General features: G+C 70.2%; 20 protein-coding genes and 2 pseudogenes. 8 read left to right on the top strand and 14 right to left on the bottom strand.

Features of this window, described 5'->3' with window-relative positions; translation table 11 throughout:
• Nucleotides 1-144: 144 nt before the first annotated feature.
• The 5 genes from ACGF2V_RS01445 to ACGF2V_RS01465 form a co-directional block, all read right to left on the bottom strand.
• Complete coding sequence (locus ACGF2V_RS01445) at nucleotides 145-2,997, bottom strand: FtsX-like permease family protein (protein ID WP_362619528.1); 2,853 nt, start codon at nucleotides 2,995-2,997, stop codon at nucleotides 145-147.
• Nucleotides 2,994-3,785, bottom strand: coding sequence for an ABC transporter ATP-binding protein (locus ACGF2V_RS01450; protein WP_362619530.1), 792 nt, complete (start codon nucleotides 3,783-3,785; stop codon nucleotides 2,994-2,996). The genes ACGF2V_RS01445 and ACGF2V_RS01450 overlap by 4 nt, the downstream gene beginning before the upstream one ends.
• A 373-nt stretch (nucleotides 3,786-4,158) precedes the next feature.
• Nucleotides 4,159-4,797 (bottom strand): PadR family transcriptional regulator, encoded by a 639-nt coding sequence (locus tag ACGF2V_RS01455; protein WP_389043551.1) that lies wholly within the window; start codon nucleotides 4,795-4,797, stop codon nucleotides 4,159-4,161.
• A gap of 216 nt (nucleotides 4,798-5,013) precedes the next feature.
• Nucleotides 5,014-5,568, bottom strand: a complete 555-nt coding sequence (locus tag ACGF2V_RS01460) for a hypothetical protein (RefSeq protein ID WP_362619537.1) — start codon at nucleotides 5,566-5,568, stop codon at nucleotides 5,014-5,016.
• A 654-nt stretch (nucleotides 5,569-6,222) separates the two neighbouring features.
• Nucleotides 6,223-7,932, bottom strand: coding sequence for a protein kinase (locus ACGF2V_RS01465; protein WP_362619540.1), 1,710 nt, complete (start codon nucleotides 7,930-7,932; stop codon nucleotides 6,223-6,225).
• A 310-nt stretch (nucleotides 7,933-8,242) separates the two neighbouring features.
• On the opposite strand from ACGF2V_RS01465, the gene ACGF2V_RS01470 reads away from it, so the two are divergent.
• Nucleotides 8,243-9,889, top strand: a complete 1,647-nt coding sequence (locus ACGF2V_RS01470) for a protein kinase (RefSeq protein WP_362708896.1) — start codon at nucleotides 8,243-8,245, stop codon at nucleotides 9,887-9,889.
• Between the two features lie 171 nt (nucleotides 9,890-10,060).
• Here ACGF2V_RS01470 and ACGF2V_RS01475 read toward each other — a convergent pair whose 3' ends face one another.
• The 3 genes and pseudogenes from ACGF2V_RS01475 to ACGF2V_RS01485 all read right to left on the bottom strand — a co-directional run bounded on the left by ACGF2V_RS01475 (nucleotide 10,061) and on the right by ACGF2V_RS01485 (nucleotide 12,710).
• Nucleotides 10,061-11,071: a phosphotransferase gene (locus tag ACGF2V_RS01475; RefSeq protein WP_362708894.1), complete on the bottom strand. Its 1,011-nt coding sequence runs from the start codon at nucleotides 11,069-11,071 to the stop codon at nucleotides 10,061-10,063.
• 370 nt (nucleotides 11,072-11,441) lie between these two features.
• Nucleotides 11,442-11,837: pseudogene (locus tag ACGF2V_RS01480) on the bottom strand (pyridoxamine 5'-phosphate oxidase family protein); the annotation flags it as partial.
• A 213-nt stretch (nucleotides 11,838-12,050) separates the two neighbouring features.
• A complete protein-coding gene (locus tag ACGF2V_RS01485; protein WP_362619693.1) occupies nucleotides 12,051-12,710 on the bottom strand; it encodes a response regulator transcription factor in 660 nt (219 codons plus the stop codon).
• Nucleotides 12,711-13,051: 341 nt separating this feature from the next.
• On the opposite strand from ACGF2V_RS01485, the gene pdhA reads away from it, so the two are divergent.
• From pdhA to ACGF2V_RS01510, 5 genes are all read left to right on the top strand, one after another.
• On the top strand, nucleotides 13,052-14,290 hold the full coding sequence (gene pdhA, locus ACGF2V_RS01490; protein ID WP_362708892.1) for a pyruvate dehydrogenase (acetyl-transferring) E1 component subunit alpha: 1,239 nt from the start codon (nucleotides 13,052-13,054) through the stop codon (nucleotides 14,288-14,290).
• A 2-nt stretch (nucleotides 14,291-14,292) separates the two neighbouring features.
• Nucleotides 14,293-15,273, top strand: a complete 981-nt coding sequence (locus ACGF2V_RS01495; protein ID WP_362708890.1) for an alpha-ketoacid dehydrogenase subunit beta — start codon at nucleotides 14,293-14,295, stop codon at nucleotides 15,271-15,273.
• A gap of 19 nt (nucleotides 15,274-15,292) precedes the next feature.
• Entirely contained in the window at nucleotides 15,293-16,792 is a 1,500-nt protein-coding gene (locus ACGF2V_RS01500) for a dihydrolipoamide acetyltransferase family protein (RefSeq protein ID WP_392910337.1), read from the top strand.
• A 223-nt stretch (nucleotides 16,793-17,015) separates the two neighbouring features.
• Nucleotides 17,016-17,522, top strand: coding sequence for a DUF2004 domain-containing protein (locus ACGF2V_RS01505; protein WP_392910340.1), 507 nt, complete (start codon nucleotides 17,016-17,018; stop codon nucleotides 17,520-17,522).
• Between the two features lie 168 nt (nucleotides 17,523-17,690).
• Nucleotides 17,691-18,080, top strand: coding sequence for a VOC family protein (locus ACGF2V_RS01510; protein WP_362708884.1), 390 nt, complete (start codon nucleotides 17,691-17,693; stop codon nucleotides 18,078-18,080).
• A gap of 134 nt (nucleotides 18,081-18,214) precedes the next feature.
• Here ACGF2V_RS01510 and ACGF2V_RS01515 read toward each other — a convergent pair whose 3' ends face one another.
• On the bottom strand, nucleotides 18,215-18,958 hold the full coding sequence (locus tag ACGF2V_RS01515) for an ATP-binding protein (protein ID WP_392910343.1): 744 nt from the start codon (nucleotides 18,956-18,958) through the stop codon (nucleotides 18,215-18,217).
• Between the two features lie 226 nt (nucleotides 18,959-19,184).
• Here ACGF2V_RS01515 and ACGF2V_RS01520 point away from each other — a divergent pair, with 226 nt between their 5' ends.
• On the top strand, nucleotides 19,185-20,072 hold the full coding sequence (locus ACGF2V_RS01520) for a helix-turn-helix transcriptional regulator (RefSeq protein ID WP_362708879.1): 888 nt from the start codon (nucleotides 19,185-19,187) through the stop codon (nucleotides 20,070-20,072).
• A complete protein-coding gene (locus tag ACGF2V_RS01525; protein ID WP_362708876.1) occupies nucleotides 20,069-20,251 on the top strand; it encodes a DUF397 domain-containing protein in 183 nt (60 codons plus the stop codon). The genes ACGF2V_RS01520 and ACGF2V_RS01525 overlap by 4 nt, the downstream gene beginning before the upstream one ends.
• A gap of 83 nt (nucleotides 20,252-20,334) precedes the next feature.
• Here ACGF2V_RS01525 and ACGF2V_RS01530 read toward each other — a convergent pair.
• From ACGF2V_RS01530 to ACGF2V_RS01550, 5 genes and pseudogenes are all read right to left on the bottom strand, one after another.
• Nucleotides 20,335-20,553: pseudogene (locus tag ACGF2V_RS01530) on the bottom strand (methyltransferase domain-containing protein); the annotation flags it as partial.
• 230 nt (nucleotides 20,554-20,783) lie between these two features.
• The gene (locus ACGF2V_RS01535) at nucleotides 20,784-21,353 is read right to left on the bottom strand and encodes a hypothetical protein (protein WP_362708874.1); all 570 of its coding nucleotides are present in this window, start codon (nucleotides 21,351-21,353) and stop codon (nucleotides 20,784-20,786) included.
• Complete coding sequence (locus ACGF2V_RS01540) at nucleotides 21,350-22,537, bottom strand: hypothetical protein (protein ID WP_392910348.1); 1,188 nt, start codon at nucleotides 22,535-22,537, stop codon at nucleotides 21,350-21,352. The genes ACGF2V_RS01535 and ACGF2V_RS01540 overlap by 4 nt, the downstream gene beginning before the upstream one ends.
• A 71-nt stretch (nucleotides 22,538-22,608) precedes the next feature.
• On the bottom strand, nucleotides 22,609-23,301 hold the full coding sequence (locus tag ACGF2V_RS01545) for an ATP-binding cassette domain-containing protein (RefSeq protein ID WP_362708869.1): 693 nt from the start codon (nucleotides 23,299-23,301) through the stop codon (nucleotides 22,609-22,611).
• A 134-nt stretch (nucleotides 23,302-23,435) separates the two neighbouring features.
• Entirely contained in the window at nucleotides 23,436-23,741 is a 306-nt protein-coding gene (locus ACGF2V_RS01550; protein WP_362708867.1) for a hypothetical protein, read from the bottom strand.
• Between the last annotated feature and the right edge of the window lie 178 nt (nucleotides 23,742-23,919).

Here is a 23,919-nt window from a genome sequence, read left to right on the forward strand (position 1 = left end):
CCACACCCGCCGTGCCACACGGTGGTGCCCCCGCAAACGGTTGATCCACCGTCTGCGAGGGCACCGGACCGACCGCTAGGGCCGGGGCGTGCCGCTCGGGCCCGACCGGTTCGCCGGCCCTGACCGCGCCTCCCGGCCCTGTCGTCAGCCGGCCCGCCGGGCCAGAGTCTGACGCGACCGGGTGATCGCCGCCGCGAGCGCCCCGGCGAGCAGCGGAACGCCCACGACCAGCACGGCGAGCGTGCCCCAGGGCAGCACGATCGGCGTGTACGCCGACTCCATCGGCTCGCTCCGCATCGCCGCCAGTGCCTCGCGCAGGTCGACGAGGCGCAGCGCCACCGCGGGCACCAGGCCCGTGATCGTGCCCAGGACCACACCCGTGAGTGCCACCACCAGGCACTGGAAGCCGGTCAGTGTCCGCCGCACGCCCGGGGGCGCGCCGACCGCGCTCAGCGTGGTCAGGTCCGCCTCCGCGTCCGCCTTCGCGAGGCCGGTCGTGATCGCGGCCGCGCCCAGCGTCACTACTCCGGCGAACAGCGTCAGGATCAACAACATGATCGTGTCCTCTTGCTGGTCGGGGCCGGAATCGGCCAGGACCCAGAGGCCGCCACCGGCCTGTTCGAGCGCCGCGTCGACCCGCTGGTGCTCGGCGCTCGTCGGCGGCTGCGAGACGGCGTACACGCTGCCGACCGGTTCGGTGTGCAGACCGAGCTGGTCCGCGGTCTTCTGCGGGAGGATCAGACGGACGCCGGGGGTCGCCGCGTACTTCGCCGGAGCCACGTACACCTTCAGCCGGTCCGTGGTGGTCCGTGCCTTGCCCGGGTGCAGCTTCCGGTTCTCCTTGTCGCGGTCGTTGTACGTGTGGACCGAGGTGAGGGTGATCTCACCGCCCTTGGCGTACGCCGGGTTGAGCAGCACCGGTGTGCCCGCGGCCAGGGCATCGGCGGCCGCGGGGTCGTCGAGCTTCACGTACGTGCTGAGCATGTTCGCGTCGGCCACGACAATCTGGTTCTCGTCGGTGGGGAATGCGTGCACGAGCATGTGCTCGCCCAGGCAGGCCGGGGTGTTCATCAGCTTCTTGTGCTCGTCCGCGGAGAGCCGTGCGGCGAGTTCCTGGGCGCCCTTGCCCTTGAGCGGGCAGGAGTGGCCCTTGCCGGTGGGCTTGACCAGTCGCAGGGTGCCGCAGCCGTTCTCCTCCTCGTAGTAGACGTTGCAGTCGCTGCCGGCCCAGACCCGCTTGAAGTCGGCGTGCCCGCCGCTGACGGGCATGTTCCGCTCGACGGCGGCGCGGGCCAGCGGCAGCCGTTCGGCCGATCCGTCACCGTTCGACATGACGGCGATGGTCCCCTGGGCGAGCGAGGGGGTGTACTCGTACTCGTACTCGGCGATCTTGCTGGACATGTAGGTGGCGATCGCCACCGATCCGGCCACGGCCGCCATTACCGCGGCGACCGCCGGGGCGGTGCGGCCTCGGTTGCGGGCCGCGTCGCGCAGCGCCATGCGGGGCGAGAGCGGCAGCTTGCGGCCGAGCCGCCCGAGGAGGCCGACCATCACCGGGATGCAGCCGAGCATTCCCAGTTCGGCGATGACCGAGCCGACGGCGACCAAGGACGCGTCCCCGCTGGTGGCGCCGTACACGGCGGCGGCGCAGCCGAGCGCCAGCACGCAGGCACCCACGACGGGCAGCACCCGGGAGGAGCGCCGCACGCCGCGGCGGCCGGTGAGCGACTCCAGAACGGACTGCCGACTCGCAACGATGGCCGGGGCGAACGCCGCCAGGAGGCCGGTGACCAGGCCGATCGCGGCGATGAGGAGCAGCTCCGTCGGCCGCATGACGAGGGAGCCGAAGCGGTGTCCGGCCCAGTTCTCGAGCATGGGCCGGAACGCCACGGTGAGCCCGATGCCGAGCACCACACCGGTCACGGCGCCGACACCGCCGAGTACCAGACCGCCGCCGAGCACCACGGCCCGGACGTGCCTCCGGTCCCCGCCGCAGGTGCCCAGCAGGCCGAGCTGGCGGCGGGAGCGGCGCGCGCCGACCGCGAAGGCGGGCCCGGCGAGCAGCACGATCTCCAGGACCGTCATGGAGACCACGGTGAGGAGGGAGGCACTCCATTCGACGGAGCTGCCCAAGTTGGGACGCTCCATTTTCTTGAGCAGCGGGACCTCGGAGTCCGGCGGCGGGTCGAGGACGACCTGGCGGGAGGTGACGAGGACGCCCGACTTGTTGGCCTTCATGACGTCAGGCCAGGTCACTCCCACCCCGTCGGGGCCCGTGACCAGCCATTCCTTGGGGGTGGTGTTCGGCGGCAGCACCTTCTTGTCGTGGTCGGCCTTTGCCTTCCACGGGGCGATGACCGTTCCCGGGTCGGCGAACAGGGCCTTGCTGTTCAGGTCGCCCGGCTGCTCGATCACCCCGGTGATCGTGAACTTCGCGCCGTAGTTGCGCACGGTGGTCGTCGAGCCGACGCTCAGGCCGGTCTCCTCGAGGAACAGCTCGGTGGCGGCCATCTCCCCCGCGCCGTGCGGGTAGGAGCCGCGCACGAGGTCGGTCTTGCCCCGCGCCATCCCGTCCGAGGTGCGGAACTCGTAGATGTCCGTGTTGGCGATGCCGTACTCGGTGGTGACGCTCGCCGGTACGGACTGGATGCTGAGCGCGCGCGAGCCCTTGGGGAACGTGGTCGTGACATCGACCGGGGCAGGGGGCTCGGCGGACGCCGGGGTGTCCGAGTCGGCCGGCTGGTACATCTCCCCGTCGGGCATCTGCGCCAGCGGGCCCATCTGCTGGTCGACGAAGAGGGCGTCCGCCGACCCCATCTGGCTGGTCAGTTTCTCGGCGGTGGTCTGCGTCATGCTGCGGTACGTCACGTCGAGGGCCGTGACGCCCAGCACCGGCACCGCGATCATCGCGACCACCAGCGCGCTGCGGCCCTTGGCACGCATCGCGTCGCGGCCGGCTATGCGGAGGGCGGCGCGCCAGCCCGTGAACACGCTCACTTGGCGCCCTCGCCGGTCAGCAGCGCGTCGGCCCCGACGGTGAGCGACTGGTCGACGACTGAGCCGTCCCGCAGGAAGACGACCCGGTCCGCCCAGGCCGCGAACCGTGGTTCGTGCGTCACCATCACGGCCGCGGCCCCCCGGTCGCAGCGGCTGCGCAGCAGGGCCAGCACGCTCTCGCCGGTCTCGGAGTCCAGTGCCCCGGTCGGTTCGTCGGCGAGTACGAGGCGCCGGTCGCCCACCAGGGCGCGGGCGATCGCCACACGCTGCTGCTGACCGCCGGACATCTCGTCGGGGAACCGGTCGGCGACCTGGAGGAGGTTCATCTCCTCCAGCGCCGCGCGTGCTTCCTTGCGGGCCTTGCGCACGGAGACCCCGTCGAGTTCGCGTGGCAGGGCGATGTTCTCGGCAGCGGTGAGTGCCGGGATCAGGTTGTAGTCCTGGAAGACGTAGCCGACGCTGCGGCGGCGCAGGGCGGCGATCCCCTTGCGGCCGAGACCGGATATGTCCTGTCCCTCGATGATCACCTGGCCGCTGGTCGCGGTGTCGAGCCCGCCGGCGATGGTCAGCAGGGTGGACTTGCCGGAACCCGACGGGCCCATCACCGCGACGAGTTCACCCGCGTACACGGACAGGTCGATGCCGCGCAGGGCGTGCACCTCGGCGACGCCGCTGCCGTGGGTGCGGGTGAGGGCCCGCAGTTCGAGCACGGGTGCGCCGCCCGGTGCCGGGGAGCCCGGTGGGACGGCGGCCGTGTATCCGGAGCGGGACGGGGTGTGTGAGGACATGGTGGTGGTTCCCCCTGTGACGGTTCTGTGGTGCGGCGCCGGACGCCGAGGCGGTCCGTTCGCCGGTGAGGGTGTGTGGGTGTGTGCGCGGGGCCGCCCGGTGGCGGGCTGCGCGCCGGGATGGCGGTCAGTGGCCTCCGCGGGCTGCGCCGGGATGGCTTTCAGCGGCGTTCTCGTGGACTTTGCGGCCCAGTGTTCCCCGGTCGGTCCGGGGGTTCCCCGGGTGTCTCCGGTCGGTCCCGGTCGGCTCCGGGTGTTCCCCGGTTGGTCCCGGGTGTCCCCGGTCGGTCCCAGCGGGCCTCGGCGATCCCGGGGGTGCCGGGTGGCCGGGGCGGCGCGGCCGGGCAGCTGTGCGGCCCGGCCGGTGGTGCGCTCAGGCCCGCTCGCGCGAGCGGCCGACGCGGGCGGGTGTACGGGCCAGGGCGCGCCCCGGGCCGCGGCCCGGGGCGCGCGGCTGGGGCTCCGGTTCGGTGGCGGCGGCCTCGGAGAGACGGACCAGCCGCGACTCGCAGTGGTCCAGCCAACGCGCCTCGGCCTCCGCCTGGAAGATCAGCTGTTCCAGCACGAGCAGCCAGGCGACCTCGTCGCGGTTGGCCGGGACGTCGGCGAGCGCCTGCGCCTTGAGACGGGTGTAGTCCTGCATCGCCTTGACGGTGTGGTGGCGCTGGGACTGGATGACGGCCCGGATGTCCACGCCCGGCGCACCGACCGCCATGGCGAGCTTGATGGCCAGCTCGTCACGCGGCGGACTGCTGCGGTCGACGGGCGTCTCGAACCAGTTCCGCAGCTCGGTACGGCCTTCGTCGGTGATCGCGTAGAGGGCGTGCCCCTGGTCGTCCTCGTCGTCCTGGACGACCAGGCCGTCGCGTTCCAGCCGGCTCAGCGTCGTGTACACCTGGCCGACGTTGAGCGGCCAGGTGGAGCCGGTGCGCGACTCGAATTCGGAACGGAGCTGGGAACCGTATCTGGGGCCCCGCTCCAACAGGGCCAAGAGCCCGTGACGGATCGACATACTGAGTATGTATACCGAGTATGTTCATGGGTGCAAGTCGTCTGTGGTGAGCAAGTCCCCTGGTGAGAGGCGGGTGGAGGAGGCGCGGGGCGGGATGGGGCGGAGAGCGGAGCAGGGGTGGACCTGGGGTGGAACAGTGGCCGGGGCTTGGGGTGAGCAGAGGCTGCGATGGCCGTTCCACGCGTGGAGGTGACCGGTTTCATAGGGCGGAAGAGGTCAGTTCGGGTGTCGGAAGCGGAGGGCCAGGAAGCCCAGGCCCAGCCCTATCAGCGCGATTCCCGCTCCCATCGAGACCCGCCGGACCTGTCGTGCGGAGGGACCGTCGAGGGCCTGCGAGGTGCTCCGGCCGGCTCCGTGGGACGTGCTCGGCACCTGCTTCCCGTCGGACATCGCCGGCGCCGGATCGATGGCCGCGGGGCGCGCGTCGGGCTCGGTGAGTCCGTCGAGCGATTCGTCCGCCTGCGTGGAATCCTCTGCGGGGTCCGGTGCGGTTTCCTGCGAGAACCCCTGCGGTGAGAGCGCTCGGCCGGGCCGGCGCCGCCCCTCTGCGGCCTCGCGCCCGGCGAGTGTGGGCTGCGCTTCCGGATCCGTCGATGAGGCGTCGACGGAGGGGGCGGAAGGTGTGGGGCCGGGGGAATCCGAGGCAGCCGGGCGGGCCGGGGACGCGCCGGCGTCCGGGGACGTCGTGGCGCCCGCGGGAGCGGGGGCGACGGGGTCCGGGGACGCGGACGGAAGGGGCGCGGAGGGGGAGGAGAGGGCGGAGAGGGACATGGGCGGGGCCGGGCGCGACGGGGGCGGTCCGGACCCCGGGGGGGCCGGGGCGGACGGGCTGTGGCCGGGGGGCGCATCTGCAGGGAGGGCGGACGGTTCGGCCGAAGAGGTGAGGTCCCTCGCCGACGGTTCGGCGCCGGGGGCGGGTGACGGGCGGGTGAGGGGCGCGGACATCGCGACCGTCGCCGTCGTCACCGGGGCGTCGGCCGTACCCGGTATGTCGCCGGTCGGGCGTCGGCCCGCGTGCACCTCACCGGACGTGGCCCCCAGTGCCGCGCCCGCCGAGAGTATGAGGCAGGCCACGCACCTCGTGGATCGGGAAGGCAGAAGTCCTTGAGCCATGAGGTCAGAGTCACACGCGGTGATATGTCCGGCATCTCGGATGCCTCGCACTCGATGTCGCGGATGTCTCGGACGTAGACGCCGCGACGTCCTGGACGCAGACGCCGCGCAGTCAAGGATGTGACGGACCTGCGGAGCGGTGCTTGTCCACACAAGCGCTGCATACGGAACGTCGTCACAAGGACCTCATCCGCAGCCACTCGGCGGGAAGCCGCGCCCGGACTTCACCCGCAGCCGCGCCCGGCAGCCGCCCGCCGTCGGGCAGCCGGACCGGCGTGCCGCCGCCCCCGGCCACCGGGGAGCCGGACCCGCTCAGGCCGGGTCGCCCGTCGCGACGCGCAGCTCGAACTTGGCGCCCACCTTGTCCACGGCGGTTCCGGCGGAGGGGAACTGGTCGATGATCTGGTCCTCGGCGTACGTGTTCCCCGGCACCTCGACCTTCTTGACGACCCAGCCGGCCGCGGCCGCGCATGCCTTGGCGGAGAGGAAGTCCTTGTAGAGGAACTTCGGCGCGTCGACCTTCGCCGGGTCGTCGGTGCTCTCCAGGGCGTCCGTGCAGTCCTCGGTCCTCATCGTCCGGTTCCGCTCCGGGGGCCTGTGCTCGCCCGTCGCGGCCGGGGTCTCGTCGGCCTTGGTGTCCCGGCCCGTGTCCGAGTCGTTCGGCGAGAGGAGCTCGAACAGCCCGCTTATCGCGATCAGCGCGACCACGATCGCGCCGACGACAACCAGGACGCTCCGCTTCGAGCCGCCCCTGCCCCCGCCTCCGGCCGAGCCGGGCTGCGTCTGCGGTCCGACCGCGTACGGCGGCGGGGTCTGCTGCATCGGCGGTGCCGTCGGCACCGATGACATCGCCGCCTGGTTCTGATACGCCTGAGGCGACTGCGGGTAGCCGTACGACGGCCCGGGCGCGGGTGCCGGGGCCGCCGGACCGTACGGGCCCGGCTGGGCGCCCTGCTGGTACGGACCCTGCTGGTACGGACCCGGCTGGTACGGCGTCTGGACGTTCTGCGGCGCCGGGACGGCCTGGTCGACCGGCGGGAAGACCGTCGAGCCGACGCCCGAGCCGCTGTTCACCGGCCCGCCGCCCGCGACGATCACCGGGGCGCCCTGCTGCCCGCCCGCGCTCAGCACGCGCGCGATCTCGTCCTGCATCGCCGCCGCGCTCGGGAAGCGCTCGTTGGGGTTCTTCTTCAGCGCGCGGGCCACGAGCGCGTCCATCGCCGGGGTGATCGCGCGGTTGATGGTGGAGGGCGCGACCGCCTCCTCCTGGACGTGCGCGTACGCGATGGCGAGCGGCGAGTCCGCGTCGAACGGGAGGCGGCCGGTCAGCAGCTGGAACAGCATGATGCCGACCGAGTACAGGTCGGAGCGCGCGTCGACCCCGCGGCCCAGGGCCTGCTCGGGGGAGAGGTACTGCGGGGTGCCGACGACCATGCCGGTCTGGGTCATCGACGTGACGCCCGACTGCATGGCGCGGGCGATGCCGAAGTCCATGACCTTCACGACGCCGCGCTTGGTCATCATCACGTTGCCCGGCTTGATGTCGCGGTGGACCAGCCCCATCTCGTGGCTGGTGTCCAGCGCGGCCAGCACGTCGGACGCCACCTTGAGCGCCTTGCCGGCGGGCATCGCCCCGTACTTCTGGATGTCCGCGTGGAGCACGGAGCCGAGCGGCTGCCCCTCCACGTACTCCATGACGATGTACGGCATCAGCGCGCCGCCGAGCTCGTCCTCGCCGGTGTCGAAGACCGAGACGATGTTGGTGTGCTGCAGTTTGGCAACAGCCTGCGCCTCGCGGCGGAACCGTTCGCGGAACGACTGCTCGCGGCCCAGCTCCGTGTGGAGCGTCTTGATCGCGACCTGCCGGTCCAGCGCGGTGTCGTACGCCAGGTACACGGACGCCATTCCGCCCTCGCCGAGCAGGTCCCGGAGCTGGTAGCGGCCACCGGCGACCGAGACGCCCGCATAGCGGCCCTGCGCGCCCCGCGCGCCGTGTGCGCCGTGTGCGCCGTCCTGGCTCATGTCTTGCTTCCCCCTCGGCGCGCGACTCACGCGGTGATCCCTATTACGCGCCAAGTCTGCCCCAGGGGTACGAGACGTCAAGCCGCGTGCTCTTTCCGTGACCCTCCGCACAAGAAGCGTTCCGGAAGCGTCACAGGAACCGCATGGAATCCGCGCGGACCCCCCACCGTCCCGTTCGCCGACCGGTCGCGCTCGGGAACGGTGTGTCCGCCAAAGGCTGTAGCGTGACGTGGCAATGCAGCTAGTGCCCCTCACGGCACTACACCGTGAGAATCCGCGGACGCGCGGACAGATACGACGGCGAGGACTGATGGCACCCGATTCCGAAGCAAACGGCGGCGGAGTCTCGGATGGCACCGACTCCTGGGGCATCGGCGGCGTCGTCGGTGACGGGCGCTACCGGATGACCCACCGCCTCGGCCGGGGCGGCATGGCAGAGGTCTTCGCGGCCGAGGACGTCAGGCTGGGACGCACGGTCGCGGTGAAGCTCCTGCGTTCCGATCTCGCCGAGGACCCGGTTTCCAAGGCTCGGTTCACGCGCGAGGCGCAGTCGGTGGCCGGTCTCAACCACCACGCGATCGTCGCCGTGTACGACTCCGGCGAGGACGTCGTGGGCGGCCAGACGGTCCCCTACATCGTGATGGAGCTCGTCGAGGGCCGCACCATCCGCGATCTGCTGCTCAGCGCCGAGGCCCCGCCGCCCGAGCAGGCGTTGATCATCGTCTCGGGGGTGCTGGAGGCGCTCGCCTACTCGCACCAGCACGGCATCGTGCACCGCGACATCAAGCCCGCCAACGTGATCATCACGAACGCGGGCGCGGTCAAGGTCATGGACTTCGGTATCGCCCGCGCGCTGCACGGCGCTCAGTCGACGATGACGCAGACCGGCATGGTCATGGGCACGCCCCAGTACCTCTCCCCGGAGCAGGCGCTGGGCAAGGCCGTCGACCACCGCTCCGACCTCTACGCGACCGGCTGCCTGCTGTACGAACTCCTCGCGCTGCGGCCCCCGTTCACGGGCGAGACCCCGCTGTCCGTCGTGTACCAGCATGTGCAGGACATGCCGGTCCCGCCGTCGCAGGTGCTGGACGCCGCCCCGCCGGAGCTGGACGGGCTGGTCATGCGCTCGCTGGCGAAGGACCCGGACGACCGGTTCCAGAGCGCCGAGGAGATGCGCGGACTCATCCAGTACAGCCTGCAGATGCTCCAGACGCAGGGCGGGCACACCGGTATGTGGAACACCGGCCCGGCCACGATGTTCGAGGGCGGGCACACTCCGCCCATGGGCGTCACCGGCGGCACGATGGCGATGAACCACCCCCGCCACGGCGAGACCTCGCAGGGGCCGATCCTGCCGCCGATGAACCCGGACGACGGCGGCTACGAGGGCGGGCACCAGGGCGGTGGCGGGCGCGGCAAGCTGTGGCTTTTCGTCGTGTTCGCGCTGATCGCCATCGGTGCGGGAGTGGCCCTCGCGGTCAGTGCCGCGAGCAACGGCGACGACCAGCGAAAGAAGCAGCCGCTCCCGGCCTCCAGCTCGACGTCCTCGCCGAAGAGTTCGCAGAAGCCGAAGGAGGAGGAGACGGAGCAGAACCAGAAGCCGGAGAACTCCAGCGGCGGCCAGCAGGGCACATGGCCCCGCCAGCCCTACTCCCCGCCGCCCCGGTCGAGCGAGCCGGACGACCCGTCCTCCGGCGAGCCGTCGACCCCGGCGACGGGCGGCAACACCGACTCCGGTACGGGGGCGGCGGACGGTGGTACGGGGACCACGGACGGCAGCACCGCGGGCGACGACGGTGGTACCGGCAGCACGGACGGCAGCACCGCGGGCGACGACGGTGGTACGGGGACCACGGACGGCAGCACCGCGGGCGGCGACGGCGGTACCGGCAGCACGGCCGGGCCGGGCGGAAACGCCTCCGGTCCCCTGGGGGCCTCGACGGGTACCGGTCAGTGACCGTCCGGGCCGCCCCGGGTCGATGACCTCCCGGCCCGGGGCGGCCCCGCGTAAGCCCAGAGACGCTCAGCGCGAGCCCGGAGTGGCCCAACATGGGCCCGGGGCGGCTCCGCAGGAGGCCGCCGGACTTCACGGGGGATGCGCGGCCTCACCGTGAGCGGTCCGCCGAGGTCACCCCATGAACGCCTCGCCCACCGCCTCGTACTCGCGCGTCCACCAGACCACCAGGGCCGACACCGCCGGAAACTGCGGGTCGGCCCTCCGGTCGTGCAGGCAGTACCGCCAGCGCAGCATCCAGAAGTCGTTGAGCCGCTCCCACCACACCCGGTGCACCGCCGCGGCCAGCTCGGCCGCCCCCGCCCCGGCCGCCCGCCGATAGGCCCCCGCGTACGCCCGTACCTTCGTCAGCTCCAGCTCACCACCCGGCCGCACGAAGAAGATCGCCGCCGCCCGCACCGCCTCCTCCGCGCGGGGCTGGACGCCCAGCCGGTCCCAGTCGAGGATCGCGACCGGGTCCGTGCCCCGGTAGAGGACGTTCAGCGGGTGGAAGTCGCCGTGCACCCAGCCGGTGGCCGGGACGTCGGGGGCGGGCGGCCGTCGGTCCGCGTACCGTTCCAGCAGGGCGCGCCGTTCCAGCAGGCGGTGCTCGGCCAGTTCGTCGAAGCAGTCGCGGCGCCGCCGCCCGCGCGCCGCGGCCAGCAACTCGTCGATCAGCGCGAAGGTGTCGACGGGGTCCGGGCTCGGGTGTCCGCCGGACCGCCCGGCAGGCTCCGCGGCCGCGCCCATGACCTGCTTCAGTCCGGTGTGCACGGTCCCGAGCAGGGCGCCGAGCCGCCGCGACTCGGCACGGGTCAGCTGGTCACCGGTCCGGTGCAGCCCGTCGACCCAGGGGTGGAGGGCGTAGCACCGGCCGCCGATCTCCGTGACCGTGTCGCCCTCGACGTCCTCGACGGGCGGGGCGACCGGCAGACCGAGCGACTGGAGGCGCTGGGTGGCGCGGTGCTGGCGGACGATCGTGGCGCGGTCGCCGGTGGAGGTGTCGAGGTGGTGCTTGAGGAAGTAGGAGCCGCGCGTGGTCGAGACGTGGTAGCCGTGGTTGAGCAGACCCTGTGTGACGGGCTTGCAGGCGAGTGGCGCACCGGCGTCCGGGTAGCGGCGCAGTACCTCTTCGACCGGCGGCACGGGCGGGCGCGGCCCGGCGGGGCGGCTCGGGGCGGGCCGGTCCGTCCCGCTCGCACGGTTCGCCGCCGGGCGGTCCGCTCCGCTCGGGCGGTTCGGGGCCGGACGCGGTACGGCCGGACGGGGGACCGGACGGCACACGACCGCCCGGGGAACGGCCGCCGGAGCGCAAGGAAGAACCGACGGAGCGGCGGCCAGAACCGACGGAGCGGCGGCAAGAACCGACGGATCCGGAGAAACGGGTGAAAGGGGTACAGATGAGCGCGGCACCCGCCAGATGTTAGATCACGCTGTGTTGCGGATCGGGTGACTTGCGTGAAAGTCCGGAGCGTGTGTGAAAGTCCGGAGCGTGTGTGGAAGCCGAGCGTGTGTGGAAGCCGAGCGTGTGCACGGTGACGAAGTGCGGGGCGACCGCGAGGTAGGCCGGGGCGAAGGGCTCCCCGTTGACCAGGGCGGGCGCGGAACCGAAGCGTTCACGCTGCCCGGGGGTCGGGTGCACGATCTGCGCGGGGCCGGTGAACTGGACGGACCACAGCTCGCCGTCGTCCGCCGAGGGCGCGGTGTTGTAGTTGTCCGCCCCGTACGCCACCACCGTGCCGTCGCAGGCGCCGTGATGGCCGAGGCCCTCGTGCATCCGCAGGATGACCCGGCCGTCGGCCACGATGTGACGGGCCATGGCCAGTATCGGAAGGGCCCGCATGCTCGTCGCCAGTCGGCCGTACGCGACGCGGCCGAGCAGTTCGAGCGCGTGGAGATCCTCAGAGGGCATGCGCCCACTTTCCCGGCATCGCCGTGGCGGCGGGAAGAGGCCCCTGCCCCGGTTGCCCCGGGACCAAAGTCCCGAAGATCACCAAGGGGACGTCGATGGATCACCTGGATCACCGGGGAGCTTCAAGGGTTCGACGAGGGGTCACCGAGGCGCCACCGGAGGATCACCGGCGACCGGTACGCGCGGGGCGGGGGTGGGCGGCTGCCGGGCCGCTCAGCGCTTGCCCGCCTGGAGCCTGGCCACGTACGCGGCGGCCTGCGAGCGCCGTTCCATGCCCAGCTTGGAGAGCAGGCTGGAGACGTAGTTCTTGATGGTCTTCTCCGCGAGGTGCAGCCGCTCTCCGATCGCGCGGTTCGTCATGCCCTCCCCGATGAGGTCGAGGATCTTGCGCTCCTGCTCGGTGAGCGAGGCGAGCCGTTCGTCGCCCCCGCCCTTCTTGCCCTCGCGCAGCCGCTCCAGCACCTGGGCGGTCGCGACCGGGTCCAGCAGCGACTTCCCGGCCGCCACGTCCCGTACCGCGCTCAGCAGTTCGGTGCCGCGGATCGCCTTCAGCACGTATCCCGAGGCGCCCGCCATGATCGCGTCGAAGAGCGCCTCGTCGTCGGCGTACGAGGTCAGCATCAGGCACTTGATGCCGTCGTCCTGGGAGCGGATTTCCCGGCAGACCTCCACCCCGCTCCCGTCCGGCAGTCGCACGTCGAGCACGGCCACGTCGGGCCGGGTGGCGGGAATGCGGATGAGGGCGTCCGCCGCCGTACCGGCCTCGCCGACCACCTCGATGTCGTCCTCGACGGAGAGCAATTCGTGGACCCCGCGCCGGACCACTTCGTGGTCGTCCAGCAGAAAAACGGTGATTTTTCCTTGTTCGCGCACAAAACGAAGTCTCACACACTCACCCCTTCCCTGCCGCCGAACGGCGGGATAACGTGCCGGTGTTCCGGCAGCCCACAAGGCTGTTCCCGGCGCTGTGACCAGCGAGAGTTCCCGACTTTTTCGATTTACTTGGAAATCCAAGCAAAATCGCAGGTCAGATAGGGTTTCGCAGTTATGCGGCGTACTGGGTAACGTGCTTTTGACAGGGCGCTCGCCGGGGCACCTGTCACGCCTGTCTCCCGAACCGAGCGGCACCCACCCCGTGCACGGGTACGGGCGCAGGCGAGCCGCACTGGCTTCCCGGCAGACCCCGGGGGCCGGACCGACGGAGGAGCACGCACGTGACCGTGGAGAGCACTGCCGCGCGCACACCGCGACGCAGCAGCAAGCGGACCAGCGCCGTGAAGACGACCACGAACAAGCCCACCAAGGCGACCGCCAAGGCGCCTGCGAAGGCGACCGCGAAGAAGCCGGCCAAGGCGTCCGCCAGGGCCCCGCGGAATTCCGAGCTCGAGCTCGTACAGCTGCTGACGCCCGAGGGCGAGCGCGTGGAGCACCCGGACTACCAGGTGGACCTGACCGCGGAGGAACTGCGCGGTCTGTACCGGGACATGGTCCTCACCCGCCGCTTCGACGCCGAGGCCACCGCCCTCCAGCGCCAGGGCGAACTGGGCCTGTGGGCCTCGCTGCTCGGTCAGGAGGCCGCTCAGATCGGCTCCGGGCGGGCCCTGAACGACGACGACTACGTCTTCCCGACCTACCGCGAGCACGGCGTCGCCTGGTGCCGGGGCGTGGACCCGACCAACCTCCTCGGCATGTTCCGCGGCGTGAACCACGGCGGCTGGGACCCCAACAGCAACAACTTCCACCTGTACACGATCGTCATCGGCTCGCAGACCCTGCACGCCGCCGGCTACGCCATGGGCATCGCCAAGGACGGCGCGGACTCGGCCGTGATCGCGTACTTCGGCGACGGCGCCTCCAGCCAGGGGGACGTCGCCGAGTCCTTCACGTTCTCCGCGGTCTACAACGCCCCGGTCGTCTTCTTCTGCCAGAACAACCAGTGGGCGATCTCCGAGCCGACCGAGAAGCAGACCCGCGTCCCGCTCTACCAGCGCGCGCAGGGCTTCGGCTTCCCCGGGGTCCGGGTCGACGGCAACGACGTGCTCGCTTGTCTGGCCGTCACCAGGGCGGCGCTGGAGCGGGCCCGGCGGGGCGAGGGCCCCATGCTCATCGAGGCGTTCACCTACCGCATGGGCGCGCACACCACCTCCGACGACCCGACGAAGTACCGGGCGGACGAGGAGCGCGCCGCGTGGGAGGCCAAGGACCCGATCCTGCGGCTGCGCACGTACCTGGAGAAGGAGGGCGCCGCCGACGAGGCGTTCTTCACCGAGCTGGAGGCCGAGAGCGAGGCCCTCGGCAAGCGCGTGCGGGAGGCGGTGCGGTCGATGCCCGATCCGGACCCGATGGCCATGTTCGACCACGTCTACGCCGACGGGAACCCGCTCGTCGACGAGGAGCGCGCACAGTTCGCCGCGTACCAGGCATCGTTCGCGGACGCCGAGGAGGGCAAGTAGCCATGGCCGTGGAAAAGATGTCGATCGCGAAGGCGCTCAACGAGTCGCTGCGCAAGGCCCTCGAAACCGACCCCAAGGTCCTCATCATGGGCGAGGACGTCGGCAAGCTGGGCGGTGTCTTCCGGATCACCGACGGGCTCCAGAAGGACTTCGGCGAGGACCGGGTGATCGACACCCCGCTCGCCGAGTCCGGCATCGTCGGCACCGCCATCGGTCTGGCCCTGCGCGGCTACCGGCCGATCGTCGAGATCCAGTTCGACGGTTTCGTCTTCCCCGCGTACGACCAGATCGTCACGCAGCTCGCCAAGATGCACGCCCGCGCGCTCGGCAAGGTCAAGATGCCGGTCGTCGTGCGGATCCCCTACGGCGGCGGCATCGGCGCGGTCGAGCACCACAGCGAGTCCCCCGAGGCCCTGTTCGCGCACGTCGCGGGCCTGAAGGTGGTCTCGCCCTCGAACGCGAGCGACGCGTACTGGATGATGCAGCAGGCCGTCCAGAGCGACGACCCGGTCATCTTCTTCGAGCCGAAGCGCCGCTACTGGGACAAGGGCGAGGTCGCGACCGACGCCATCCCCGGCCCGCTGCACCGCGCCGCCGTGGCGCGCACCGGCTCCGAGCTCACGCTCGCCGCGTACGGGCCGATGGTGAAGGTCTGCCTGGCGGCGGCCGAGGCGGCTCAGGAGGAGGGCCGGTCGATCGAGGTCCTGGACCTGCGCTCGATGTCCCCGATCGACTTCGACACCATCCAGACGTCGGTCGAGAAGACCGGCCGGCTCGTGGTCGTCCACGAGGCGCCGGTGTTCTACGGCTCCGGGGCCGAGATCGCCGCCCGCATCACGGAGCGGTGCTTCTACCACCTGGAGGCACCGGTGCTGAGGGTCGGCGGCTACCACGCCCCGTACCCGCCGGCGCGACTGGAGGACGAATACCTGCCGGGTCTCGACCGTGTGCTCGACGCCGTCGACCGCTCGCTGGCGTACTGAGAACTGGGGCGTGACAACGATGACGACCGACACTTCCAACGCCGCCGGCGCCGCTCGCGTCCGCGAGTTCAAGATGCCCGACGTGGGCGAGGGTCTGACCGAGGCCGAGATCCTCAAGTGGTACGTCCAGCCCGGTGACACCGTCACCGACGGCCAGGTCGTGTGCGAGGTCGAGACGGCGAAGGCGGCCGTGGAGCTGCCGATCCCGTTCGACGGGGTGGTGCACGAGCTGCGCTTCCCCGAGGGCACGACCGTCGACGTCGGCGAGGTGATTATCGCGGTGGACGTGGCGCCGGGCGGCGAGGCTCCGGCCGCGCCCGCACCGGCTGCCGAGCCGGTCACCGAGCCGGCCCCCGAGCCTTCGGAGCCCGCGACGGGCTCGGGCCGTAAGCCCGTCCTGGTGGGGTACGGCGTCGCCGAGACGTCCACCAAGCGGCGCGCCCGCAAGGGCGATGGCGCGGCGGCCCGTACGGCCGCCCCGACCGCGGCGGCCGCGGTGCAGGGCGAGCTGAACGGCCAGGGCCCTGCGGCGAAGGCGGCCGTCCGGGAGAGCCGGCCGCTGGCCAAGCCGCCGGTGCGCAAGCTGGCCAAGGACCTGGGCATCGACCTGGCGACGGTCGTCCCGACGGGCGCGGGCGGGATCATCACCCGCGAGGACGTGCACGCCGCGGCCACGCCCGTAACGGCCCAGGCGCCCGCACAGCCGCCGGTCGCCGCGGCGGCGCCGACGGCTGCCGAGCCCGAGCCCGCCCCGGCGGCGTACGCTCCGGCCCCGGCCGCCGCTCCCGTCTCCGGAGAGGAACCGTCCGCCGCGGGTGCCCGGGAGACCCGGATCCCGGTCAAGGGCGTACGGAAGGCCATCGCGCAGGCGATGGTCGGCAGCGCCTTCACCGCGCCGCACGTCACGGAGTTCGTGACCGTCGACGTGACGCGGACGATGAAGCTGGTCGCGGAGCTCAAGGGGGACAAGGACCTCGCGGGGGTCCGGGTCAACCCGCTCCTGATCATCGCCAAGGCGCTCCTAGTCGCGATCCGCCGCAACCCGGACATCAACTCCGCCTGGGACGAGGCGAACCAGGAGATCGTGCGCAAGCACTACGTCAACCTGGGCATCGCCGCCGCCACCCCGCGCGGCCTGATCGTGCCGAACATCAAGGACGCGCACGACAAGACCCTGCCCGAACTCGCCGCCGCGCTGAGCGAGTTGGTGGCCACCGCGCGCGAGGGCAAGACGTCCCCCGCCGCCATGGCGGGCGGCACGGTGACGATCACCAACGTCGGCGTCTTCGGCGTCGACACGGGCACGCCGATCCTCAACCCCGGCGAGTCCGCGATCCTCGCGGTCGGCGCGATCAAGCTCCAGCCGTGGGTCCACAAGGGCAAGGTGAAGCCCCGTCAGGTCACCACGCTGGCCTTGTCGTTCGACCACCGCCTGGTCGACGGCGAGCTCGGCTCCAAGGTCCTGGCGGACGTCGCCGCGATCCTGGAGCAGCCGAAGCGCCTGATCACCTGGGCGTAGGGGGCTCGGCGGTACGCCTGCCTTCGGCAGCACGGGTGCCTTCAGCGGTATGAGGTGGGTCCGCGCGGAGTTCGCGCGGACCCACTTTCCGTTCGGGCCCTGTCACGGGCGCAACTCCGTCGGAGCCCCCGGGCGTCGGCTGCCGCTGTCAGAGGCCCCCGCTACGGTGGACCGATCCGGAGAATCGCTCGCATTCGGCGCGGAAAGAGGTCGGTGGTCCTTCGTGAAAGCCATGGAGCATGCCTACTTCGGGCGCGTGGAAACAGGCGCGCTGGATGGCGTGGATGTCGTCTGGGAAAGCACCTCACGACTTGGGGACGGTGAGGTGGAGGTCCGGCTGTGGGCCGGGCCGTCCAGCGAGCCGGACGCCGAAGAACTGGACGGATGCGCGGCATGCATCACCGGCCTGTCGGCTCTCGACACAGCGGCTCGCGCGGCGCTGCGCACGTACCTGCGTGAGGACCGCTACTTCATCGACTTCCACGTCGAGGCGCTTGAAGACAGCGAGACGGTCGCTCGTCTCGTACGGGACGCGGCCGGCGACGCGGTCGGAGCCGATTCCTTCGTCGCCGCCATGCGCCTGAGTGGTGTCGGCGTGTGGCTGAGCGACCTGTCCGATGGGTCACCCGTCGTTCTGGACTACGTGTTTGAACCCGATCTCAGTGATCAAATACTCGCCGTCAAGTCGGCCCTGGACGGGACGGTGGTTTCCGTCGACTGGGAGAGCTGAGGTTTCCGTCAACTGGGGGAGCTGACGATTTCATCGCCGCGCGAGGCGACAACCCGTGCCGGCACGGCGTGGGGCGAGCAGCGGGGGCCGATTGCCGTTCATGCGCCGGCCAATATGCCGATCCTCACCGGGAACCGGGCCTCGGCGGCGGGTTGTTAACGTGGTCCAATGACATCGGTCAAGAAGTTCCAGGTCACTTTCGACTGTGCGGAACCCGAGCGCGTGGCTCGTTTTTGGTGCGAGGTGTTGGGGTACACCGTGACGCTGCCTTCCGAGGGGGAGGGTTCATGGGCCGCGTGCTCCGATCCCACGGGCGAGGGCCCGCGCATGTACTTCCAGCGCGTTCCCGAGGGGAAGGTCGCCAAGAACAGGGTGCATCTCGATGTGCGGGCCGGCACCGGGCTCGTGGGCGCGGAGCGCCTGGCCACCCTTGAGGCCGAACGCGATCGGCTGATCGCGCTCGGCGCGGTGTGCGTGGAGGTGCTGTATGCCGATGAAGAAAACGAGTCGTGCATCGTGATGCAGGACATCGAAGGCAACGAGTTCTGTCTCGACTGAGCGTTCTTCGCGGACGGCGAGGCCGAAAGCCGTCCTCGGACGACGTGTTCGTCGCGCCCCTCGTGATCGAGGCGCTTCGGCGGCCACGTGAATCGAGCGCCTGATCACCTGGGCCCGACAGCCTTACGGTTCACTCACCGCCGGGGGGGGGGGGGGGGGGGGGGGGGGGGGGGGGGGGGCGGCCGGGGGGGGGGCGGGGGGGGGGGGGGGGGGGGGGGGGGCGGGGGGGGGGGGGGGGGGGGGGGGGGGGGGGCCGCCCCGCCCCCCCCCCGCCGCCCGCCCCCCCCCCCCCCCCCCCCCCCCCCCCCCCCCCCGGCCGGCCCCCCCCCCCCCCCCCCCCCCCCCCCCCCCCCCGGCGTCTTCATGTCCCTTGCCGCGAGGTCGAGTTCGGCGAAGACGGTCTTGCCGACGGTACGGGACTCGGCGCCCCACCGGTCGGCCAGCCGGTCGACGATCAGCAGCCCGCGCCCGGTCTCGTCACCGGCACCCACACGCGCCCCGGCCCCGGTCGGCCGCTCGTCGCACGCGTCGCTGACCTCGATCCGCAGGAGGCCGGGCATGAGCGCGAGCCGGACCCGGAACAGCCGGTCGGGCACGGCGCCGTGCAGCAGCGCGTTGGTCGCCAACTCGCTGACCAGCAGCGCCGCGTCGCTGGACAGCTCCGGGTACCCCCACTCCGCGACGAGCCGGGCGGCGCGCCGGCGGCTGAACGCGATGTTGTGGGGGTGCGGGGTGTAGTCGAGCCGGTCCTCGCGGAGAACGGGGCCGGACCCGGTGGGGGTGGACCAGTCGGGCCCGGGACAGAACGGCACGGGGCAGGCCCGCACGGGGCCGGTCGGGCCGGGTCCGGGCGTCGGAACCTCTTGGGCTGCGGTCATGGGCGCGAGCTCCCTCGGGTGCGGGCGGTGGCATGCCGCGCCTGCGCGAACGGGCAGGGCGGTGCGCTTCCGCCGATGGGTACGCCGCTGGGTGAGCGGTCGGGCACTGAACGTAGTGAATCGCAAGTTGCGGCACAACCTGCTTGGAGATATTTATCTCCAACGGGTGATTGTGACTGCTCGGCTACGCCGGTGCAGACTGAGCGCGCACGGGAGGTGTTGAACGGTGTCAAAAGCGCGTGCGGGCTTGGGGAATCGGGTTTCTACGGTCCTCGCCCGCCAGTTGGGCGGTCAGTTGCTGGCCTTCCGAGAGGCCGCAGGGCTGAATCAGACGCAGGCTGCGGCTGCCCTCAGTGCCCAGGCGGCCAAGATCGCCAAGATGGAACACGGGTGGGTTCCGGTCAGAGATCCGGACGTTGCGGCGCTCTGCCGGGCATATGGCGTCGATGACCCGCAAGTGGTTGAGGGATTGCTTCGGCTGGCCAAGCTCGACCGAGAGCGGCGTAAGGCAAAGGGCTGGTGGACGACCTCGCTCACCCCGGGAAGCCTGCGCGAGTACATTGCGATGGAAGATGTCGCGCTCAGGGTGCGGACCTGGCAACTGGCCCTGATCCCTGGCCTGTTCCAGACAACCGAGTACACCAGAGCCCTTGCAGTCCCGGCCGTTTCGCCGGACAAGATTGACGAGATCGAGCGTATCGTTGATGTACGAGTCCATCGGCAGCGGCGCCTGCGGGGCGAGAAGCCTCTACGTGTGCACGCAGTGATCTGGGAAGCCGCGCTGCGCCAGATGGTCGGCGGCCCGCAGGTCATGAGGCGGCAGTTGGAGCACTTGTGCGAGCTTGCGGAGCAGCCGAACATCGACGTGCAGGTGCTTCCCTTCCGGGTGGAGGTGAATCCCTGCAGTGGCGGATCCTTCAACATCCTCTCGTTCGCTGAGGTGGACGCCGTGGATGTGGTGCACATGGATGGGCTGCGCACCACCAACTGGGTGGAAGGCGTGGAGGAGAGCGCGGCGTACTCAGAGTTGTTCGCGCGCACCTGTGCCAGGAGTCTGTCGCCGTACGATTCGGCGCGGTTCATCGCGAGTATCGCCAAAGGAATGAGCGAATGACTGAGTTCTGCTTCAGGAAGTCCAGTTACAGCGAACTGCACGGCGAATGCGTGGAGGTGGCTGTCAACGTCCCGGGCTCCGTCGCCGTCCGAGACTCCAAGGACCCCGCCGGCCCGGTCCTGATCGTCGCGCCCGCCGCGTGGGACTCCTTCCGGGCCGACCTGGTTCGGTCGCATTGACCTGAAACGGCCTACCACCCACAGGGCGGGGCGGTAGCCGTAGCGGTACGTGAGCATCGCCCTGCCCGCGGAGCCTCCCGTGTAAATTTCGTGGTGGTCTTCTCGACCATGACGGGACACGGATCGATGCCCCGAGCGGCGATACCGTGCTGAGCCAGGTGGGCGAGGGGCGCGGCCGGTGCCGCAGCCGAGCTCCACACCGCACGCGGGTGGCCGAGCAGCTCCGGGCCGGGGCCGTGACCGGCGTACCGGGTCCAGCAGAAGACCGGCTGCGCGTCGTCCTTGAAGGCGGAAGCGAGCAGGGCGGCATGATCCGCGCTACATCATCTGGCGGAACAAGCGCGCCACCGACGAACGCTTTCGCGAGGCCGTGAGCAGGGCGAACGTTGTCTGATGCGGTACGAGGTGGGTGCCCTGGCTGCGAATTCCAGGGTGGGCTGCCGAAGGACAGCAGCCGAAGCTGACCTTCCTGCAACGCTGAGGGCCACATCGAAACGTCGGTGTGGCCCTCAGCGTTTGGCACTTCACTCGCCTAACGAGATCGTCTTGCCAGACCCAAACCTGTAACGACGGCCAAGGAGGCAGTGGCAGCGAGCCATGCGGCGAAGCTGTCGGCCGGGTAGAGCGGCAGAGCCCACCATGCGTGTCCCGCCTCGCCACTGGGTTGGTAGGTGCGGCCGAGCATAAGACTGGCGATCAAGCACATCAGTCCTGCGATCGCGGCAGCAGCCTCGTTCGTGAACCACCGGATGAGAAGGGCCAAGGAAAGGAGGAGAGTTACATTGCGCGCAATGTCCATTCCCACTATCAACCCGGCGGCATGGGCGAGGGCTACAACGAGCAGTACGGCGCCGAGGTCGAGGCGGGCGATTCCGATCACCGCTGTACTCTCCACGTGGTTGAGCCGTCTTTCGAGGCAGTACAACGTGGCTACGACGACGAAAAGCGGAGTGAAGTACGCGAGGCGCGCTCCCGTCATGCCGCCGATCAGACTCGGGACTGGCACTTCAGTGGTCCCGAGTGACCAGCAGACCACAACGAGAGCACTGATCGCCACGAGGACGGCCCACCAACGGCGCACGGTGATCGTGTAGAGCCTCATGGGATCACAGTCCCGCAGTGATCTTGCGCGGTCACGTTACGGGTGAACCAGTCGGCCTGCTCAGCAGGGGGCAGATGCCTGATCTTCTGGATGGCTGCCCAGTCAGCCTCAAGCATTGCCTGCTTCATCGATAGTTCGTCCACTCCTATCACCAAGGCGGCCCACGCGGCGGTGAGAGAGCCTGGTTGCCGGCAATCACGTACACCGTGGGCCGCAGCAACACCTGTCACCGCTGACTCTGCCAGGTCAGCCGCGTACTGACTGCGGATGTCGCCTTCAGCACCGGGAGAAGGAAGCGACCAGTAGAGAGGCCACGTTCCTTTCGGCAGGGGCTGCTTCGCGGAGGCGATGCGCAGTTCCTCGGGAGGCTCCAGTCCGGCAGCCTTCAGTCGGCCGATCGGAGTGAGCGCGTCTCGGTGAAGTGTCGCTGCATAGGGCTCGTATTCCGGCGGCACGCATACCTTCGGTGCGTCCCCGATACATACCAGGGCGACAGTGCGGGTTCGTGTGGGCGAGTGAAAACCCCAGTCGTTCACCAGAGCCAGGCCACTGGTGAACGTAATGGAAGCGACCAGGACGCTCCCGACCACGCTTGTGACGGGGCGCTTCCGCACCCGAGCAAGGAGCAGGGCAGCGACCGCGAACCCGGCAGCGACCAGCCACGGGACGAGATACGCGGCAGGGCTGCGTAGGTCGGTCACCGTCGAAGCTCCGTCGATGAATCCTCCGAGATGCCGCACGGTCGCGTTGGACGTCGCATGCGGCATGGAAAGCCATGCCCAACAGCCAATGCTGACGATGGGCGCTGCAGTGCTTCTGGGCATGATCAGCCCGAGCGACCAGCCGATGCCCAGCCAGGCGAGAGGAAGCACAATCAGGTGCGCAACAGCCAGCCAGCCTGCGCCTCCTGGCCAGACTCCGACCTCGTTACGAGCAAGAACAAGGGATCCGGCGACGAGGATCAGGAGGAGTACCAGGGCGGGTGTGGTGGCCTGGATCAGTTTGCGTAGAAAGCTGCGTGTGCTGGCTGCGCGCAGTGCTTCGGCCAGACGGTGGCGGCCGGCTTCCCATGCGGCGGCACCGGCTATAGCGGGGGCGATTACAGCCATGCCGTAGCCTGCGAGTTCACCTGACTCCACGCCGTACTCGGACGGGACGGTGTGAGAGGCGTCGGTGATGTACAACCCGGCGTAGAGCAGGATGGGTATGGCAAGCCAGGGTGCCGACGAGGCACGCAGATCCGCTAGGGTGACCCTCACTCCGTCACCCCGAGCAGGGTCGAATAGGCACTTACCAGCTGCTGCCCGGGCGCGTGATCGGGTTCGGCGTGCGAGGCGAACTGCTCAACCGTCCCGCGAAAACGGCACTGCCCGGATTCCAGTACCACGACTTCGTCGAATGCCTGGTCGAGATCGCCGATGTCGTGGGTCGAAACGATCACGTTGACCGTCCCGCGAAGCGAGATCAGCAAGTCCAGGAACCGGCGACGCTGGTGCGGGTCCAGACCCACGGTGGGCTCGTCGAGGAGCAGAAGTTCGGCGTCGTGAACGAGTGCTTGTGCGATGGCGACCCGCTGCTGTTGTCCGCCCGACAGCGTCTTGATCTTGTTGTCGATCTTGTCGATGAGCCCGACCCGCTCGAGTGTCGCTGGAGCGGCGTGCCAGGCGTCACGCTCCCCCATGCCCTTGAGCCAGCCGACATAGGCAACGTGCTCCCGGCATGTCAGCCCGGGAAGAAAGCTAGGGCGTTGGGGGAGCCAAGAGATCCTGCGTCGATAGTCCCGTAAATGCCTGCGATTGGCCGGATCGAGGCGGCCATATTGAACATGTCCAGATTTCGGAAGCTCCACACCTGCGCCAAGAGTGAGCAACGTGCTCTTTCCCGCGCCGTTCGGTCCGAGAAGGACGGTATGGCCCTGTGAGAAGTTCAGATCAAGTCCGTCCAGCACAGGGCGCGAACGGCGTGCGTATCGGAAGGTGCAGGACTGGTAGCACAAGGGCATTTCAGGGACCTCGTTGGCAGAAAAGAGGGGTGCTTGAGTCGCCCCCCTTTTAGCGGGGGCGACTCAAGAACGACATGCGATCAGTATGAGACAGCCAGCGAATTGACCCAGACGTTCAGGCCGGCCGCGCCCACGTTCACGGCAAAGTAGTAGTCACCGGAGCCGTGGTCATCCCAGTTGCCGGTAGAGGTGGAGGACCCGCTTTCGAAGCACTTCGCGAACGCGGCGTTCACGTAGGACGGGTCCGGCCCGACGGTGTCCTTGCGGAGAAGGACGTTCACCACTTTGTTGCTGCCGTTGTCACGACACCCGGTGAACTTGATCGTGGTGGTGCCGCCGGAGTCGTACCAGCGACGGGACTCGAAGCCAGGGCCAGCATTCGACAACGAGCCGGACCAGCTTGCCGCTTGAGCGGGAGAGGTGATGACTCCAAGAGCAGTGGCGGCAGCGTAACCCCGGGTGTTGACGCGAGGGACAACCCAATGTGTCGAACGTGGTACTTTCTGTGACCCTGAAACTCAATAAGGTGACCCCGGCGGCGGGCCAACGCCCCGGGGTCTGGCA

It is taken from the genome of Streptomyces sp. NPDC047982 (genome assembly GCF_043204165.1).
Lineage (GTDB): Bacteria > Actinomycetota > Actinomycetes > Streptomycetales > Streptomycetaceae > Streptomyces.